Origin of the sequence: Enterococcus ureasiticus (assembly GCF_001730285.1) — a bacterium.
GTDB lineage: Bacteria > Bacillota > Bacilli > Lactobacillales > Enterococcaceae > Enterococcus_L > Enterococcus_L ureasiticus.
In genome coordinates this window covers 169,641-184,881 of record NZ_MIJZ01000016.1, presented here as the reverse complement: position 1 = coordinate 184,881, position 15,241 = coordinate 169,641, and the positions used below count along the sequence as shown (strand labels likewise).

The 15,241-nt window shown below is 34.6% G+C and carries 15 protein-coding genes and 1 pseudogene; 13 read left to right on the top strand and 3 right to left on the bottom strand.

The features are described 5' to 3' along the window. Positions 1–331: 331 nt before the first annotated feature. On the bottom strand, positions 332–616 hold the full coding sequence (locus BCR21_RS15100) for a hypothetical protein (protein ID WP_069647287.1): 285 nt from the start codon (positions 614–616) through the stop codon (positions 332–334). A 153-nt stretch (positions 617–769) separates the two neighbouring features. Then, complete coding sequence (locus BCR21_RS15095) at positions 770–2,089, bottom strand: S1C family serine protease (protein ID WP_069647286.1); 1,320 nt, start codon at positions 2,087–2,089, stop codon at positions 770–772. A 423-nt stretch (positions 2,090–2,512) separates the two neighbouring features. Here BCR21_RS15095 and rlmH point away from each other — a divergent pair, with 423 nt between their 5' ends. Together rlmH and BCR21_RS15085 are read left to right on the top strand one after the other, a co-directional pair. After that, positions 2,513–2,992, top strand: coding sequence for a 23S rRNA (pseudouridine(1915)-N(3))-methyltransferase RlmH (rlmH, locus tag BCR21_RS15090; protein ID WP_069647421.1), 480 nt, complete (start codon positions 2,513–2,515; stop codon positions 2,990–2,992). 21 nt (positions 2,993–3,013) lie between these two features. Then, complete coding sequence (locus BCR21_RS15085; RefSeq protein ID WP_069647285.1) at positions 3,014–4,243, top strand: TPM domain-containing protein; 1,230 nt, start codon at positions 3,014–3,016, stop codon at positions 4,241–4,243. Between the two features lie 861 nt (positions 4,244–5,104). Here BCR21_RS15085 and BCR21_RS15080 read toward each other — a convergent pair. Next, positions 5,105–5,881: a MurR/RpiR family transcriptional regulator gene (locus BCR21_RS15080; protein ID WP_069647284.1), complete on the bottom strand. Its 777-nt coding sequence runs from the start codon at positions 5,879–5,881 to the stop codon at positions 5,105–5,107. Positions 5,882–6,063: 182 nt separating this feature from the next. Here BCR21_RS15080 and BCR21_RS15075 point away from each other — a divergent pair, with 182 nt between their 5' ends. The 11 genes and pseudogenes from BCR21_RS15075 to BCR21_RS17230 all read left to right on the top strand — a co-directional run bounded on the left by BCR21_RS15075 (position 6,064) and on the right by BCR21_RS17230 (position 15,011). Next, positions 6,064–7,380, top strand: a complete 1,317-nt coding sequence (locus tag BCR21_RS15075) for a 6-phospho-beta-glucosidase (protein WP_069647283.1) — start codon at positions 6,064–6,066, stop codon at positions 7,378–7,380. 11 nt (positions 7,381–7,391) lie between these two features. Then, entirely contained in the window at positions 7,392–8,120 is a 729-nt protein-coding gene (locus BCR21_RS15070; protein WP_069647282.1) for a glucosamine-6-phosphate deaminase, read from the top strand. 13 nt (positions 8,121–8,133) lie between these two features. Continuing rightward, on the top strand, positions 8,134–9,360 hold the full coding sequence (locus BCR21_RS15065) for a PTS sugar transporter subunit IIC (protein ID WP_069647281.1): 1,227 nt from the start codon (positions 8,134–8,136) through the stop codon (positions 9,358–9,360). A 227-nt stretch (positions 9,361–9,587) separates the two neighbouring features. Further along, positions 9,588–9,800: pseudogene (locus BCR21_RS16750) on the top strand (transposase); the annotation flags it as partial. A gap of 307 nt (positions 9,801–10,107) precedes the next feature. Further along, entirely contained in the window at positions 10,108–10,998 is an 891-nt protein-coding gene (locus BCR21_RS15060; RefSeq protein ID WP_069647280.1) for a helix-turn-helix domain-containing protein, read from the top strand. Positions 10,999–11,648: 650 nt separating this feature from the next. Further along, on the top strand, positions 11,649–12,071 hold the full coding sequence (locus tag BCR21_RS15055; RefSeq protein ID WP_069647279.1) for a hypothetical protein: 423 nt from the start codon (positions 11,649–11,651) through the stop codon (positions 12,069–12,071). A 24-nt stretch (positions 12,072–12,095) separates the two neighbouring features. After that, a complete protein-coding gene (locus BCR21_RS15050) occupies positions 12,096–12,398 on the top strand; it encodes a hypothetical protein (RefSeq protein WP_069647278.1) in 303 nt (100 codons plus the stop codon). A gap of 9 nt (positions 12,399–12,407) precedes the next feature. Then, the gene (locus tag BCR21_RS15045; protein ID WP_069647277.1) at positions 12,408–13,082 is read left to right on the top strand and encodes a DUF5081 family protein; all 675 of its coding nucleotides are present in this window, start codon (positions 12,408–12,410) and stop codon (positions 13,080–13,082) included. Continuing rightward, a complete protein-coding gene (locus BCR21_RS15040; RefSeq protein WP_069647276.1) occupies positions 13,072–13,368 on the top strand; it encodes a hypothetical protein in 297 nt (98 codons plus the stop codon). Before BCR21_RS15045 ends, BCR21_RS15040 begins: the two co-directional genes overlap by 11 nt. Positions 13,369–13,408: 40 nt before the next feature. Further along, the gene (locus BCR21_RS15035; protein WP_069647275.1) at positions 13,409–14,683 is read left to right on the top strand and encodes an EndoU domain-containing protein; all 1,275 of its coding nucleotides are present in this window, start codon (positions 13,409–13,411) and stop codon (positions 14,681–14,683) included. A 19-nt stretch (positions 14,684–14,702) separates the two neighbouring features. Next, positions 14,703–15,011, top strand: coding sequence for a hypothetical protein (locus tag BCR21_RS17230; RefSeq protein WP_069647274.1), 309 nt, complete (start codon positions 14,703–14,705; stop codon positions 15,009–15,011). Positions 15,012–15,241 lie beyond the last annotated feature (230 nt).

Here is a 15,241-nt window from a genome sequence, read left to right as displayed (position 1 = left end):
TTTAAACGTGAATAAAATAGCTTGAAGAGGTTGGGAAAGAAGTGTTTAACTCCGAGAAATAAGAAGGAATTTACGAAAATTGCTCTTCAAATTTTTGTGAATTTCGGCTTATTTCCGAAGGAATTGCTTCTGCGCCCACCGTTTATTCGGTTACTAAGAGCCTGAAACATAACCTTTTTAGTTATGTCCCAGGCTCTTTTTTAGTGCTCTGCTCTCTTATCTGTACTGATGAGGAGTTTTATCTTTAATTAGTTTCATTAAAAAAGATGTCGGTGATTATTCAGCGACATCAGAACGTGTAGATTCGATATATAGACTTTACTTACATTTGCTAGTCGCCGTTATATTCAGCAAAACTAGGCCCATTTGAACGAACTTTATCTTGTTCTCCTTCTTCTAAAGAGGTAAACAAAGTACTATCATTTAAAAAGGTATTCCAATCTGCATCCATCATGGCATTTAGATCTTCTATAGAACGATGTCCTAAAACCTCAGTATTCAAACCGTCACCTGTAATAAAATGTCCATTTTCATCATGCTTCGCGTTTTTTACTGTATCTAAATCGTATTTTTTACCAAATAATTTATCCCATTCTTCACGTAATTTGTGAGCCATAGTGCATCCCTCTTTCAATATTTTACTGTATCTTTATTCTACAATATTCTTTGAGTTATTCCTCCTATAAAGCTTTATGATTAAAGCAAAAAACTAGGCTGTACTTTTTCATGTCATTGAAAAGAATACAGCCTAGTTTTTAATTAATTGAAATTATGGATTTTGTGAATTGTTTGAGTTAGATGAGTTTTGTTTAAGTGCGGATTGATCGATTGTTAAATCAACATCTACACTTTGTTCTTTCCCATCACGATAGAAGGTAATCTTCATTTTATCGCCGACTTTTTTCTTGTACAGAGCACTTTGTAAATCGGTTACGGAGCTGATATCTTCGCCATCAATTTTAGTGATGACATCATATTTTTCAAGTCCTGCTTTATCAGCTGGAGTGGCAGTTTGAACAGTACGAACGAGCACACCCATTTGAACTGACTCAGGAAGCTTCAAGATTTCTTTTCGTTGTTGTGTGGAAACATTTGTTAATTCTTCCATTGAAATGCCTAAAGCTGGACGAGTCACTTTACCATCTTTTTCTAGTTGATTGATGATATTAACTACATCGTTACTTGGAATCGCAAAGCCCATTCCTTCAACATTTACTTGGCTTTGAGCTTGAACGATTTTAACAGAGTTGATCCCGATTACTTGACCTTCGATGTTGACTAAAGGACCACCAGAGTTACCTGGGTTGATCGCAGCATCTGTTTGGATCGCATTGATATTGATCGCTTGCCCATTGTTTTCATTTTGGATATTTCTGTTTAATGAAGAAATGATCCCTTGTGTTACTGAGTTAGCATAAGCTGAACCCAATGGGGAACCAATAGCTAATGCTGGTTCGCCGATTTTTAGTTTATCAGAGTTCCCAAATTCAGCAATTGAATCCACTTTATCAGAAGAAATTTTGATTACAGCAAGGTCAGTATAAGAATCAGTACCGACTAATTCTCCTTGAACTTTTGTGCCGTCATGTAAAATAACTTCCAACCCTTTTGCTTGGTCTACTACGTGATTATTGGTCACAACATAGGCAGTTTTACCATCTTTTTTATAAATTACCCCACTACCTTCACTTGCAGCTTGTAAATCACTGCCGTCAGATTTTGAGCTGTCCTCTTGGTTGCCATCATTTCCGCCAAAAATACTACCTAAACCTCCGTCATCAGCATTTTGAGTAGGGCTTTGTAGGTTGATGACTGAAACAACAGAATCTTTCACTTTATCGACTGCTTTAGTCACATCGCTCGTTACGTCTAAATTAACATTTGTTACTTTCGTATCGCCTTTGTTATCTTTGACTGAGTTTGTAGTCGTTGGTGAATTAGATGAAGATGGGCTTTGACCCATGATGGCATACGCACCACCAAAAACAAGCGCTCCTCCGAGTAATCCTCCAGCTAAACCAATTCCAAATTTTTTAAATAACCCATTTTGCTTTTTATCTGAATCAGGTGTAACGTCTTTCTTTTGCATACAAGCAACCTCCTAATTAATTATCATTATTTATTATATTTAGTATAGTCTTTCAAGACACCTTTAGTCTACTCAAGAGCTTTGAATTTTTTATGAACAAGTTGGGTAGAAAAACAGATATAAATAATGAAAAAAACAATTCGAGAAATACTTATACACAATAAAGTGTGAAAAACTTTTGAAAAATAGAGGAAAACCCCTGTGAAAAAGTTATCCACAAAATGTGGATAATGTGTATAAGTAAATGGGAATATGTGTTTGTATCTCAAAATACTGTGAAATTAAGGATAATCGGACATGGTTCTGTGGATAAGTCTGTGCATATGTGTATAACTTTGTGGGAAAGTATGTGGAAGAGTCAAAACATTCATGATAAAATTGTTAACAAGTGAAAGAAACAAAATAGGAAGAGACGTGAAATCGATGAAAATAAAAATCATTACTGTGGGTAAGTTGAAAGAGAAATATTTAGTTCAAGGAATCAATGAGTATTTAAAACGCCTGCAAAGCTATGCGAAAGTCGAAATCATTGAAGTAGCGGATGAAAAAGCGCCGGAAAATTTAAGTGAAGCAGAGATGCTTCAGGTTAAAGGCAAAGAAGGCGAGCGGATTTTAGCTAAAATCGGGGATCAAGATTACGTTTTTGTCTTGGCAATCAATGGGAAGCAGTTTAGTAGTGAAGAGTTTTCAAAAGAGATTGAGCAGTTGGGAATCAACGGGAAGAGTCAGTTGGCTTTTGTGATTGGTGGATCACTTGGCTTGAGTGATGAGGTGTTGAAGAGAAGTCAGCAGCAGATGTCGTTTGGTAACTTGACTTATCCACATCAGTTGATGCGGTTGATTTTGGTGGAGCAGATTTATCGAGGGTTTCGGATTATGCGGGGGGAACCGTATCATAAGTAGGGGTATTTTAGGGGGAAGTAAATGAAAAAAATGAAAAAGGAACAACATTCGGTTTCATTAAATTGGTATAAGCGCTATAAAAAACGATTTAGCATACGATATGTTATTGCTTGGATTAGCTTGGTTATAGGGATTCTATTTTCTATACTACTATTTTTATTAGTGTTATTAGCTATATCAGATTATAATGACTCAAAAAAGCAAATAAACGAATTAACGAAAGAACGTTCGGCACTTAGAGAAAAAATTCAGCACTCGGCAACGGATGAACAATTGAAAAATTTTGAACAAACGCAAGCTAGTTTAATAAGTGGATGGTCAAACAATGAAGATAATTACATTGTAGATGTGTACGGACAAGAAATAGCTATTGACCGCAATAATATTTTTGTTTCAGATAATGCAAAGGTACTGAAAAATGATACCAAAAAGAAAATTTATCAGATAAATAAAGAATTTTCTCAGTTTAATGATGGCCAACAATTCATGATTGTAACAATTCAATCGCTACCTGAGTATACGACCATAGAGACTTTTGCATCAGAGGTTTTTAATCAATTAGGAATTGGACAAGCTGATAAGAATAATGGGATTTTGTATGTGATGTCAATTGATGATCGCAAAACTAGAATAGAGGTAGGCTATGGGTTAGAAGCTACAGTATCAGATGCACAGGCTGGTTCAATTCTTGATGATGAAGATACGGTATCTGATTTTAAAGATAAAGCTTATGATCAAGGAGTTAGTCGTATAATAGATCAGTTGTACGCCCAAATTGGTTCTATTACGCCTGAATATGATTTGAAAATAAAGGATGCCAAAGAGCTATTAAGTAATGCGAAAGCTGCAATTATTGTTTTTGTTATCTGTATTTTTATTTGTTTATTAACTGGCGTTTTATTTATGATACAAGCGAAGAAATTAAAGCAACGAATGAATCAATTATCAGACAAAGAGATCTATTACTTGTATCTGTCAGCTCCTATTTTTATTTTCACTATTCGTGGTCTTAAAAAAATGATCAGTACTGGACAGGTCATGTCGAAACATGCAGGTGCTAAACGTAAAGGGACAAATGTCCTAGTAGGAAATCGTTTATATGATTCTAGTGGCTATATAATCACACGAGATTACACTTCATATAGTTCTTCTTCTAGTATAGTGGTGGTTCATCAGGTGATTCATTTGGTGGCGGTTCATCAGGAGGTGGAGGAGCTTCAGGTGGATGGTAAGTGCTATTCTGGGCTTTAATGAATAAATAGCAAGCATCTTCCGAGAAGTGTTAAATAATACTATTTATGATCTAAGTGTGGAATTTACACCTATATAGAAAAATAAACTGCTGTTAAACTAAGGGAGTTCACATGGTATTTCTTGCGCAAATAGGAGAAACTGTTGTAGCAAATTTAAAAGAGCAAGTTTTACCTTACGCAATTGATACCACACTTCTGGTGAAATAACGTTTAGAGTCAATTTTTGGATGAGTAAAATGATAATCTAAGAGAAATTATGACCCAATTTTTTTGATTTTGCCTATATATGTATACTGTACGTTGTATATTCTATAGTGTTTCCCTGTTTATATCAGATGAATTTTATGAGTGGGTCAATGAAAAATCTGGTTTCTAAAATTGACCAAGAAATACCTTTCAAGTGCAGATTAATAAGCTTCTTTTATTTGTCTGTGCTAGCTAGTATAGGTACATGGCAGGAGGCCAATGCTATTTATTTTCGGGAGCTTATTTTTGGTTTGTTATACGTACTGTTGGTTTATTATTAGTTGTTTATCTTGCTCCTATCGAGACTGGGACATCTGGAACTCGGATAAACGATGGGAGCAGAAGCAATCCCTTCGAAAGCAAGTCAGAATTCACAAAAATTTGGAGATTACCAGGTAAGTACCAATCATCATCTGTTCACAACCTCATGGCGATTATTGGTAATTCCCGCGAATTTTGACCTATTTCTTGGAATTTTTAAAGGCGCTTAATCAAGTGTCTTTTTTTGTTACGTTAAAAAACAGTTATCTTCGTGATAGCTGTTTTGTTTTTCAATCATAAGGCATTTCTGTAAACAAGATTTATAAAACAGTCCCTTTCTAAACGGAAAATGTTAACTTTCTTTTTTTTGTTCATCTAATTGAAGTTTTCTTTTTCGAACTTCTCTCGCTAATTGCTCAATAATAAATATTGCTGGGATCTGGGTGGTAACATTAGACTCGTCTATTTTTTCCATAGAAATGTAATAGGGAATACTGATATCTGCTAAGCGTGCAATTGTAGATTTGCTACTGTTTGTTACAGAGATGATTGAGCTATTGGACAAGTTTAGATGGTTTAAATAAGTAATTATCTCTTTGGTTTCTCCAGAAACAGACAAAGCAACAATACACATTTTTTTTGCTAAGGTGTCACTTAAATAATTAATAGGGTAATTATTTGGGTCTTCAATTCTAATGGCCATATTAAACAAAGAAGAAAAAAATAAAGCGCCATATTCTGCCGTGATATTAGACGTACCGATACCAATGAAGATGACTAGCTCTTTTTCGAGTAGTAACTCTACAGCTTCTTCTAATTTGTCTTTGAAAAAAGTGTCTTTAGATCGAACAATAAAGTTAATCAGTTCTTCGTCTAATTCAGTATTATTTGTTTGCAGATCATTTTTATTTAGAGAACTCAAATAGGCTTGTAAGCGAAGTTTGAATTCTGAATATCCAGAAGTTTTGAATTTTTTACAGAATCTTAAAATGCTTGCCGTACTCGTATGAGTGTTGTCAGCCAATTCGCGTATAGACATTTTGTTCATATCATTTAGATGAGAAACAATATATTTGTAAATAGTTGTGTCGGTATCATTTAACGAAGGGGTTTCATTTAAAAATAGCATAGTATCACCTTTCATCGTTTATAAAATTTTTCATAAGTATATTTATATAAACACGTGACACGTTTTGTGTCAAGTTTGTTACGAGTTACTAAACTATTATCAGTGTAACCGTTTTCCTAAAATCTATTTATTTATTCTAAAAAAAAACTATACTAAATAAAAAAACGAAAAGAGGAATTATGATGAAAAAAGGAATAAAAATCGTTACTATCGGTGGTGGATCAAGTTATACACCAGAATTAATTGAAGGGTTTATTAATCGATACCAAGAACTACCCATTTCAGAATTATGGTTAGTAGATATTGAAGCAGGTCGTGAAAAATTAGAGATTGTCGGTGCGTTAGCCAAACGTATGGTAGAAAAAGCTGGTGTCCCAATTAAAATTGAATTAACTTTAGATCGAGAGAAAGCTTTGAAAAATGCCGATTTTGTCACAACACAATTTCGAGTAGGGTTACTTGATGCTCGCGCCAAAGATGAAAAAATTCCATTGAAATACGATACTATTGGACAAGAGACAAATGGACCAGGAGGGCTTTTTAAAGGGTTACGTACCATACCTGTGATTTTAGATATCGTAAAAGATATGGAGAAACTTTGTCCGAATGCGTGGTTAATCAATTTTACCAATCCTGCTGGAATGGTTACAGAAGCAGTATTACGCCACAGTAACATGAAGAACGTTGTTGGATTATGTAATGGACCAATTGGAATAGAACGAGGAATTGCAGAAATTTTAAATGTACCTAGTTCAGAAATTTTCGTAGAGTTTACAGGATTAAATCATATGGTTTTTGCTAAACGAATTTTCCACAACGGAATCGACGTTACTAAAAAAGTTATTTCACTAATGACAGAGAAAGAAGAAAATGCCGTTTCATTAAAAAATATAGCTGATTTTGCGTATGAACCTGAATTTTTCAAAAAATTAAATATGATTCCAATCGGTTATTTACGATATTACTATAAAACAGCACAAATGCTAAATGATCAAAAGAGAGCTTTTGAAGAAGAAGGAACGAGAGCCCAAGTCGTGCAAAAAGTTGAACATGAACTTTTTGAATTATACAAAGATCAAGACTTAGCAATTAAACCACCTCAATTATCAGAACGTGGTGGTGCATATTATAGTGAAGCAGCATGTAATCTTATTAATTCTATTTATAACGATAAACGTGATATTCAAACAGTAAATACACGGAATAATGGTGCAATCTTAGATATCGATTCTAATTCAGCGGTAGAGGTTAATTGCTTGATTACCAAACAAGGTCCGATCCCATTGACAACTGGAGAATTACCTGTTCCTATCAAAGGCATCGTACAACAAATTAAATCATTTGAACGTGTTGCAGCAGAAGCTGCAGTGACTGGTGACTACGATACAGCTTTGTTAGCGATGACAATCAATCCGCTAGTATCAACAGATATAGATGCCAAGAAAATGTTGGATGAGCTACTAGAAGCACATAAAGAATACCTACCAAATTTTTTTTAAGGAGATAAAAAATGAATCTAAATTATTCGATTACAGAAAATTATGACCAACTGAGTAAAGAAACAGCCGATATGATTATTGAATACATTAAAAATAACCCTAGAGGACTCTATTGCTTTGCTGGAGGTGACACTCCTGTAGGTACATTAAAACTAATCGCTGAAGAAGCTAAACTAGGAAACCTTGATTTAAGCCAAGCACATTTTATAGAATTAGATGAGTGGGTAGGGTTAGATCCTTCAGACTCTGGAAGCTGTGCATCGTATCTTACTAAAAATTTATTTACGATTGCCAATATAAAAGAAGAACAGATTCACACATTTAATCCTCTCGCGGAAAACCTGCAAGAAGAATGTGAGAAAGCAAATCAATATATTACTAAATTTGGTGGTTTGTCATTAACTCTTTTAGGTGTAGGCGTTAATGGACATTTAGGATTTAATGAACCAGGTGTTTCTTTTGAAAATAGAGCACATATAATTGATTTGGATCAAACAACTCAAGAAGTTGGAAAAAAATATTTTGCGAAATCCAAAAATATAGATCGATCTAAAGGGATTACATTAGGGATTAAGCAATTGCTAAATTCAGACTGCCTAATTGTCCAAGCGAGCGGGGCACGTAAAAAGGCAGCAATTAAGCAACTACTAAAAGGTGAGATAACAAATCAATGGCCTGTAACAGCAATTTGGAAACATAAAGCGCCTATTGTTATTATAGATAAAGACGTTCTGACTTAGGAAGGGGATAATTATGAACTTTATTGAAACAAAATTGCTTCCAGTTCTGTTAAAAGTAGGGAACAATAAACATTTGATTGCTATTCGTAACGGAATCTCTATGACAATACCTTTTACGATTATTGGTAGTTTCTTTCTGATAATAGGAAATTTCCCTATTAAAGCTTGGACAGATTTAATTGAGCCTTGGAGTAATTTACTAAATGCGCCAGTAAATGTAACCTTTGGTGTGCTAGGTCTTATTTCAGCAATAGGAATTGGGTACCATTTAGGAAAAGAATTAGGAACAGATCCTATTTCCAATTCCTTATTAACAACGATAGGATTTTTATTAGCGACTACAAACAATGATTTAAGTGTAAATATAGATGCCTTAGGTGCTTCAGGAATGTTTACAGCGATTGTTATAGGAATTTTTGTTACACATTCATTCCGCTATTTTGTTAAGAAAAATATTGTAATCAAAATGCCTGAAGGGGTTCCTCCTACAGTAGCAATGTCTTTCACAACGTTAATTCCAGGTGCATTTGTACTGATTGTCATTTGGGTATTACGTTGTTTGTTTGGAATCGATCTAAACGCTTTAATATCGTATCTGTTCCAACCGCTTGTTTCAGGAATGGGAACACTGCCAGGTATGCTCATATATACAACGCTTGTGTGTCTATTATGGATATGTGGTATACATGGAGATAATATATTATCTGGGATTGCGACACCAGTATTTTTAGGTTATTTAGCAGAAAATACACATGCGTTCCAAAATGGCGTGCAAGCACAAAATATAATTGCTGAAGGGTATTGGATTGTATTTATGTGTATAGGAGGGACTGGAGCTACTTTAGGCTTGGTTCTAAACATGATACGCTCCAAAAGTAAAATGTATAAATCTATTGGAGAATTATCATTGCCTTCTGCTATTTTTTGTATCAATGAACCTGTGATTTTTGGCTTACCAATAGTAATGAACCCAATCATGATTATTCCCTTTATTGGGACTCCGGTCATTCTATGTATAGGAACCTATATTTTAATGAGTATGGGTATCATCGGAAAAATAGTCATTCAAGTTCCGTGGACAATACCCCCAGTAATTGGAGCCTATATAGCAACTAATGGAAATATTGGTGCGGCAATTTGGTCAATAATCTCAATCGCGATTTCATATATCATTTACATGCCATTTTTCAAAATGATGGAAACGCAGCAACTTAAAAATGAAGCTGAATCAACCGAATGATCCAAACCTACCCGTCTTTTATAAATAGAACAAAAAAATAAAGAGTATGAGAGTGAGACAAAAGTAAAAAACACTTTTGTTCCACTCTCTAAAATCGAATAAAAGTTGAGAAAAAAGCAGTTACTACACTACGTTCCGATTTCATCACTCTCTAAGGATCAGTGAGACTAAAAATCGAAAGACTTGGTTCTCGGGATTTAACACTTCTATCCCAACCTCTTTCTTTACTTTCAGAAGAAGAAATCGGTAAACTTTATCGTCAGCGAAAAATTGACGTCAAACTAGCTTTCGGACATTTGAAGGCTTGTTTAGGGTTTACTCGTTTCTCTGTTCGAGGGAAACGGCAAATACACAATGAAATTGGATTCGCATTAATGGCAGTCAATTTAAAGAAATATAGGTTGAATACGCTCACAACTAAGGAAAAATTCTTCCAATAATCTAAAAAATAGAAGACTGAAAATCATTTTTTACGATTTTCGGTCTTTTATTTTAAGGTTCTTGTGTAAAGAAAAACAATAAGCCCTTGCATCAAAAAAAGATACAAGGGTCTACTTATGAGGTAACTAAATAGCTCTCTCAGATGATTGCGGTTTAATCAAATTAAACATTAACCCAAATAAAAACTGAAATAGCAACCGCAGTAGCAACTGTAATCATGGCAATCCCTCCTTTCAATAATAGAATATTTCAAACATTTTATATGTAATAATGTGCTATACTTAGACAAAAGGAAGTGAAACTAGAATGAATGTAGAAGAAGCACTTTATTTTTTTAGAAAAAATAGAAATTTAAAGCAAAAAGATATTCTTACCTATACTGATACCTCCGTCTATTCCAAAATAGAGACAGGAAAAAAAGTGTTAAGATTTTCTGAACTAAGAGATATTTTAGAACGCTTCTCTGTTCCACTAGAAGAATTTTCAGAATATTTAGAAGACAGTATGGAACAAAAAAAGTTTCGTAAATTGTTTAGACAATGTGCGAATAGTCCTATAGATGAATCCAATAAAAAGAAGCTACTTAATTACTACAACCAATTAACCTTTTCTAAGGACATGCATCTTAGAGAAATGGCAAATTTTATCGGGATAAAAACATTGTTCTCCAATTTTTGGAAAGAGATTTCTCCTGTAAGCCAAGAAGAGTTAAATCAAATCTATAAACTTCTAATGGAAAAAGAGTATTTTTTTCAGTATGATTACGCTGTATTATCCAATACAATTTTTCTATTTAATGACAATCAAATCAAGCGCCTAGCTAAAAAAGCGTTACCTGTTAAAGATATCGAAGTCAGAAATGTGGAGACAACAGAATTTATTAAAAACATGATCAACAATTTAATCACAACGTTACTACGTAAAAAAGAGTATGAAGAAAGTCGTTATTACTTAAGATTAGCTGCTACAAAAGAAGGCAATCTTACGTTTGATTATAAGTTAGTCATTCAGTACTTGGATAATTTAACAAGCTATTTAATTACTGGCGACGATTGTTATAAAGAAAATATTTATGACTATATCCACTTATTAACGAAGCTTGGAGAGCAAAATTTTGCGAAAAGTATTGAGCGAGAAGTTCGCTCGATACTTTCAGAAAGCAAAGATGTTCCGATCTTTATTCAAGCGGATATGTAACCTACGTGCTACTATAGCAATTATCATTACTTTGGCTAACAATTCGTTTAAGAAATTAGCTATTCTTAAAATAAGATTATAAATATAATGTCCCCTAGCATATGCGCTTTTTGGTGAGGGATGATAGAAGACTTTTCAAAGGGTTTGTACGCCTTTTTGTAGTTTTTACTACGCTATTAGCATACCACATTATTTATATTTGTTTCACTCAAATTATAAATAATGTGAGTTTATCTTTGTAATCTGTCTTATTTCTCGTGATTCGGTCGATAAGACATCTTTAAAGGCACTTTTGAGTGTCTTTTTTTGTTATGCTGAAAAAGGTTAGCATAACAAAGTAAAGCAAACCATTTCAAACGAAGTAATTAGATATAACAGAGTAGAAAGGAATTGCTGAAGTTGATTAAAGACTTAAAAAAAGTTAAAAGATAAGCGTTTATAGTATCACATCTTTGGTTAAATAAAAGAGCACCTAACAAGATGTTTTTGTTAAAGGATATATTTTAGGTGTTCTTTTGTATGCCTGACAATTAGAAAGTGCAGAAATATTATTAAAAAATCTTGTTTGCATATCAACCTGTGATTGTTATTAGTCATTAGGTTTGGTAAAATTTTATATAGATACCGACATTATGTAAAGGAGTAAATACATGTTTTTAACCAGTGAATATCTAGAAAAGAAGCAAAAGTACACCACACTTAAAACAGAATTATCGACTGCTTTAACCGAGCATTCTTCCTATTTAGATCAATTGGAAACCACAATCACTGCAGCGGAAGGAAAGTTTACTAGTGTCTCTACCACAGATGGAATTCCGAACCAAGATACGTTAAATAAAGTCAGCGAGCTGATAGAAGAACTACAGTCATTAAGTAAAAAAGTAAAAAGTCGAAATGACAGTATCTCAGATGGTGTCACTACAGCAGAAACAAAAGCGCAGCACTATGGAGATCTTTATACGGCAGAGAAAAAGCGTGAGGACGACTATCATCAAGAAATAGCGAGACAAACACAAGAGAACATAAGAAGACAACAAGAAGCACTTAAAAATAATAAAATTATCCCAAGATAGTTAGAGTGAGGAGGGCATACACGAATGAGCAATATTGAAATAAAATCAGGTGGGCTTTCTGAAGTGATCAGCAGTGCATCAGAAGCAGAAAGTGCAATGCGTGCTTCTCTAGATGTAGCGAAAGCTCTTGTTTCCAGCAGCAGTGGCTATGATCAGACATGGACAGGTGAATCGAAAGATAGCTATCTGATGTATTTAGGAATCGTCAAACAATACCATGAAGACTTAGCGAAATGCGTGAAGAGTTATAAAAAAGCGGTCACAGAACTACAAAAGGATATTGATTCGTTTGATTCGTCGAAAATGGGCGAGATACGAGGGATTTAGGAGGAAAGTATGACGATTTTTTCTGAAGAAGAGCTAGTAGTATTAGCCGATATGGTGGGACAAGTGGAACTATTTGGTGTGCCACAACTAACGGCCTATCGCTTAAACCACACGACAGTCGTTCCAAAAGGCATCGAGCGGTTAGAAAAGAAAGAGCTGTTAGCAGAAGGAAAGCTAACCCAAAAAGGGTATCTAGTTGCTTCGTTGATTGAGCGCTATGGGCAAGCGGAAACCTATATCTGTTTAGATAAAACGTACTATGTCGCTACAGGTGAGCAAGCGATCGTTTTAAAAAGAGAAGAAGAAGGGTATCGATTGACCATTCAAGAACCAGAAACCCTTTTAGGACAATGGCTTGTAGAGTATTCTATTTTGCGTAGAGAAGGTACAGAAGAGGAAAAGGATTTTCGTTCAAGACGAGCGCGACTAACCTTAGAAGAGGTGCAGAAACAAGGAATTGATGCTGCAGTCGTTATAGGTAGCATTCAGAAGCAGGAGAAGAACTTGGCTAAATCTGAATACGCTTTGTTATTGTCTCAAGGGATTTTGTATCGATTGGACAGTGAGCAATTAAAAAGAGTCAGTCAGTTTTGGGTCAATAAATGGCTAGTCGACCAATTAAAAATTCCTTATGAAGTACCAAAAGATAAAACGGAAGGGCTGGCGAATTGGTTTGGCAGATAAAATCACAGTAGATCCTGGTGAGTTATCAGGTATTACAAGTAAGATTCAAAGTGTTGTTAGTGAATTAGAATCATCCTATAGTTCTTTGCAAACAATTACAGGAAGTGAGTATTATGTGGAAGGAATGGCGCAAGGACAAGTCGCCCTGTTCAATGTTGTAACGGCTCGCATGGAAGAATTGATTTCCCACTACGCTCGATTAGGAGAGTATGTTTCATATGCAGGAGAAACCTTTGTGGAGTTGGATCAATCTGTTAGTAGCGACATAAAGTTAAAAGAGAAATAATAACAAGTAGATGTATTAGTTTTAGGAAATGAGGATAGGTATGAAAGATGTAAAATATAAAGAAGGTGAGTGGCAATCTCTGTCTGAAGGAATCGTACTGTTAACAAGCTCAGGTTTATTCCAATGGATCACAGAAACAGACCGTATCAGTGATGATGCAAAAAGCTCTTGTGACACATACGATGTGGATCACGCTATAGACATAGATACAGCAAGTAATACAAATTATGAAGAAACAGAGCATCGGTTGACCTTGTTACAACAAGCCATTCAGCATATACCAGATACCCTTTCTGGTAGTGTAGATCAGCCATTTTACAATGCTGTGGATTCCTTGATGGAAAAGTTAAGTAACATGAATATCATGGGGTATGAGACAATGGCAAGAGGGGCATTTTCTAACGGCGTAAATAGTGCCGGTGTTGCCATGTCTAAAATGAAAGTGACGTTAGAAGATCTTTTAGGAAATAGTTCTCCCCTGACCGACTATCTTCGTGTAGAATATAATCAGATGAAGCAACAAATCGGTGATGTAAGTTTTGAAGACTATAAGAAGATGGCGTTTGCGGATAGCTCCTTTGATTATTATTCTAGAAACGAAAAAGTAAAAGATCTAGCCGTGACCTTAGTGATAAATGGTGCAGTTCTAGTGATCGGAGGAATGTTGCCATGGCCACTGATGGTTGCGTTAGGACTGACTTCTGGTGGAAAGAATATCAGTGATGCTTGGCGAGGGAAGGATCTATTTACAGGCAAAGAACTGTCTACAGGAGACCGTATCTTACGAGGATTATCCGGAGTTGCGGATGTAGCATTAGCAGGATATGGAACGTATAAAGGGCTTAGACCACGAAAAGGAACAACGAAGGTTGTTGTTTCAGAGAAAGCCAGTGGGGCTAATAATATAAAAAATAATGTGCCAGATTCAACATTAAGGCATGCTGATTTAGGAGATTTCAATAATAATAATCGGTTGATTAATGGTGGTCATGGACAAAGTAATATGGATTATTTGAAAGAGAATAATATAGATTTTAATATTGTTAAAGAATATCCAAATGGTGTTAGAACTGGTAATATTCCAAGTCATAAAAATAAAATGAAACGAACAGGAAATGGTCAGTCATGGTTTCCTAAAGAATGGAATGATTCTAAAATTCGTGATGCTGGTAATCACATCAATAATCTTCCACAGAATAAGAACTTACCTGATGGACAATGGGCATTTGGAGATTATGACGGTGTTAGAGTGGGGGTAATAAAGAAAGATGGCAAAGTGACAACAATAATACCTGATAATTCTAGACAACCATAAAAGAAGGGGAGAATTAAAAATGATTGATTCTGAAAAAATAGAAAATTTAATTAATGAAAGAAAGAAATTATTACCAGATGACCCAAGAATTAGTGAAATATGGGATGAATTGACACAAATATTTTCAGAAGATGAAGAAAACACAATTGAATATTTAAATAATTGTTCTGAAACTCAACTAGAATGGATAAGTGAAGTATTTGAAGATGTATCAGAAAATCTACAAAGTGAAGATTTTATCGATACATTAGAAAAACTACAGAAAAAATTTCCAGATTTAGATTTAGAGATGGATATTTCATATGCTAAGGAAGCATTGGAGAATTAAATCATTAAAATAAAAAAGCACTTTACTATCTGATTGGAGTCGGATAGTAAAGCCTTGACTAGTAAGGAGTAACTCACTAATCAAGTTGCCAATATCTAACACAAGCTAGCTGTATTTATTGTACAAAAATACAAATAATGAATGTTTCTTTGATGTACAGTAATTCAGATAGAGAATGTGAAACTATTGAAACGGTATTAGTGAGGAAACAATCACTGATACCGTTTTTT

Coding starts and splice junctions, on each gene's coding strand:
- BCR21_RS15100 (WP_069647287.1), bottom strand. CDS start 616: ATGGCTCACAAATTACGTGAAGAATGGGATAAATTATTTGGTAAAAAA.
- BCR21_RS15095 (WP_069647286.1), bottom strand. CDS start 2,089: ATGCAAAAGAAAGACGTTACACCTGATTCAGATAAAAAGCAAAATGGG.
- rlmH (WP_069647421.1), top strand. CDS start 2,513: ATGAAAATAAAAATCATTACTGTGGGTAAGTTGAAAGAGAAATATTTA.
- BCR21_RS15085 (WP_069647285.1), top strand. CDS start 3,014: ATGAAAAAAATGAAAAAGGAACAACATTCGGTTTCATTAAATTGGTAT.
- BCR21_RS15080 (WP_069647284.1), bottom strand. CDS start 5,881: ATGCTATTTTTAAATGAAACCCCTTCGTTAAATGATACCGACACAACT.
- BCR21_RS15075 (WP_069647283.1), top strand. CDS start 6,064: ATGAAAAAAGGAATAAAAATCGTTACTATCGGTGGTGGATCAAGTTAT.
- BCR21_RS15070 (WP_069647282.1), top strand. CDS start 7,392: ATGAATCTAAATTATTCGATTACAGAAAATTATGACCAACTGAGTAAA.
- BCR21_RS15065 (WP_069647281.1), top strand. CDS start 8,134: ATGAACTTTATTGAAACAAAATTGCTTCCAGTTCTGTTAAAAGTAGGG.
- BCR21_RS15060 (WP_069647280.1), top strand. CDS start 10,108: ATGAATGTAGAAGAAGCACTTTATTTTTTTAGAAAAAATAGAAATTTA.
- BCR21_RS15055 (WP_069647279.1), top strand. CDS start 11,649: ATGTTTTTAACCAGTGAATATCTAGAAAAGAAGCAAAAGTACACCACA.
- BCR21_RS15050 (WP_069647278.1), top strand. CDS start 12,096: ATGAGCAATATTGAAATAAAATCAGGTGGGCTTTCTGAAGTGATCAGC.
- BCR21_RS15045 (WP_069647277.1), top strand. CDS start 12,408: ATGACGATTTTTTCTGAAGAAGAGCTAGTAGTATTAGCCGATATGGTG.
- BCR21_RS15035 (WP_069647275.1), top strand. CDS start 13,409: ATGAAAGATGTAAAATATAAAGAAGGTGAGTGGCAATCTCTGTCTGAA.
- BCR21_RS17230 (WP_069647274.1), top strand. CDS start 14,703: ATGATTGATTCTGAAAAAATAGAAAATTTAATTAATGAAAGAAAGAAA.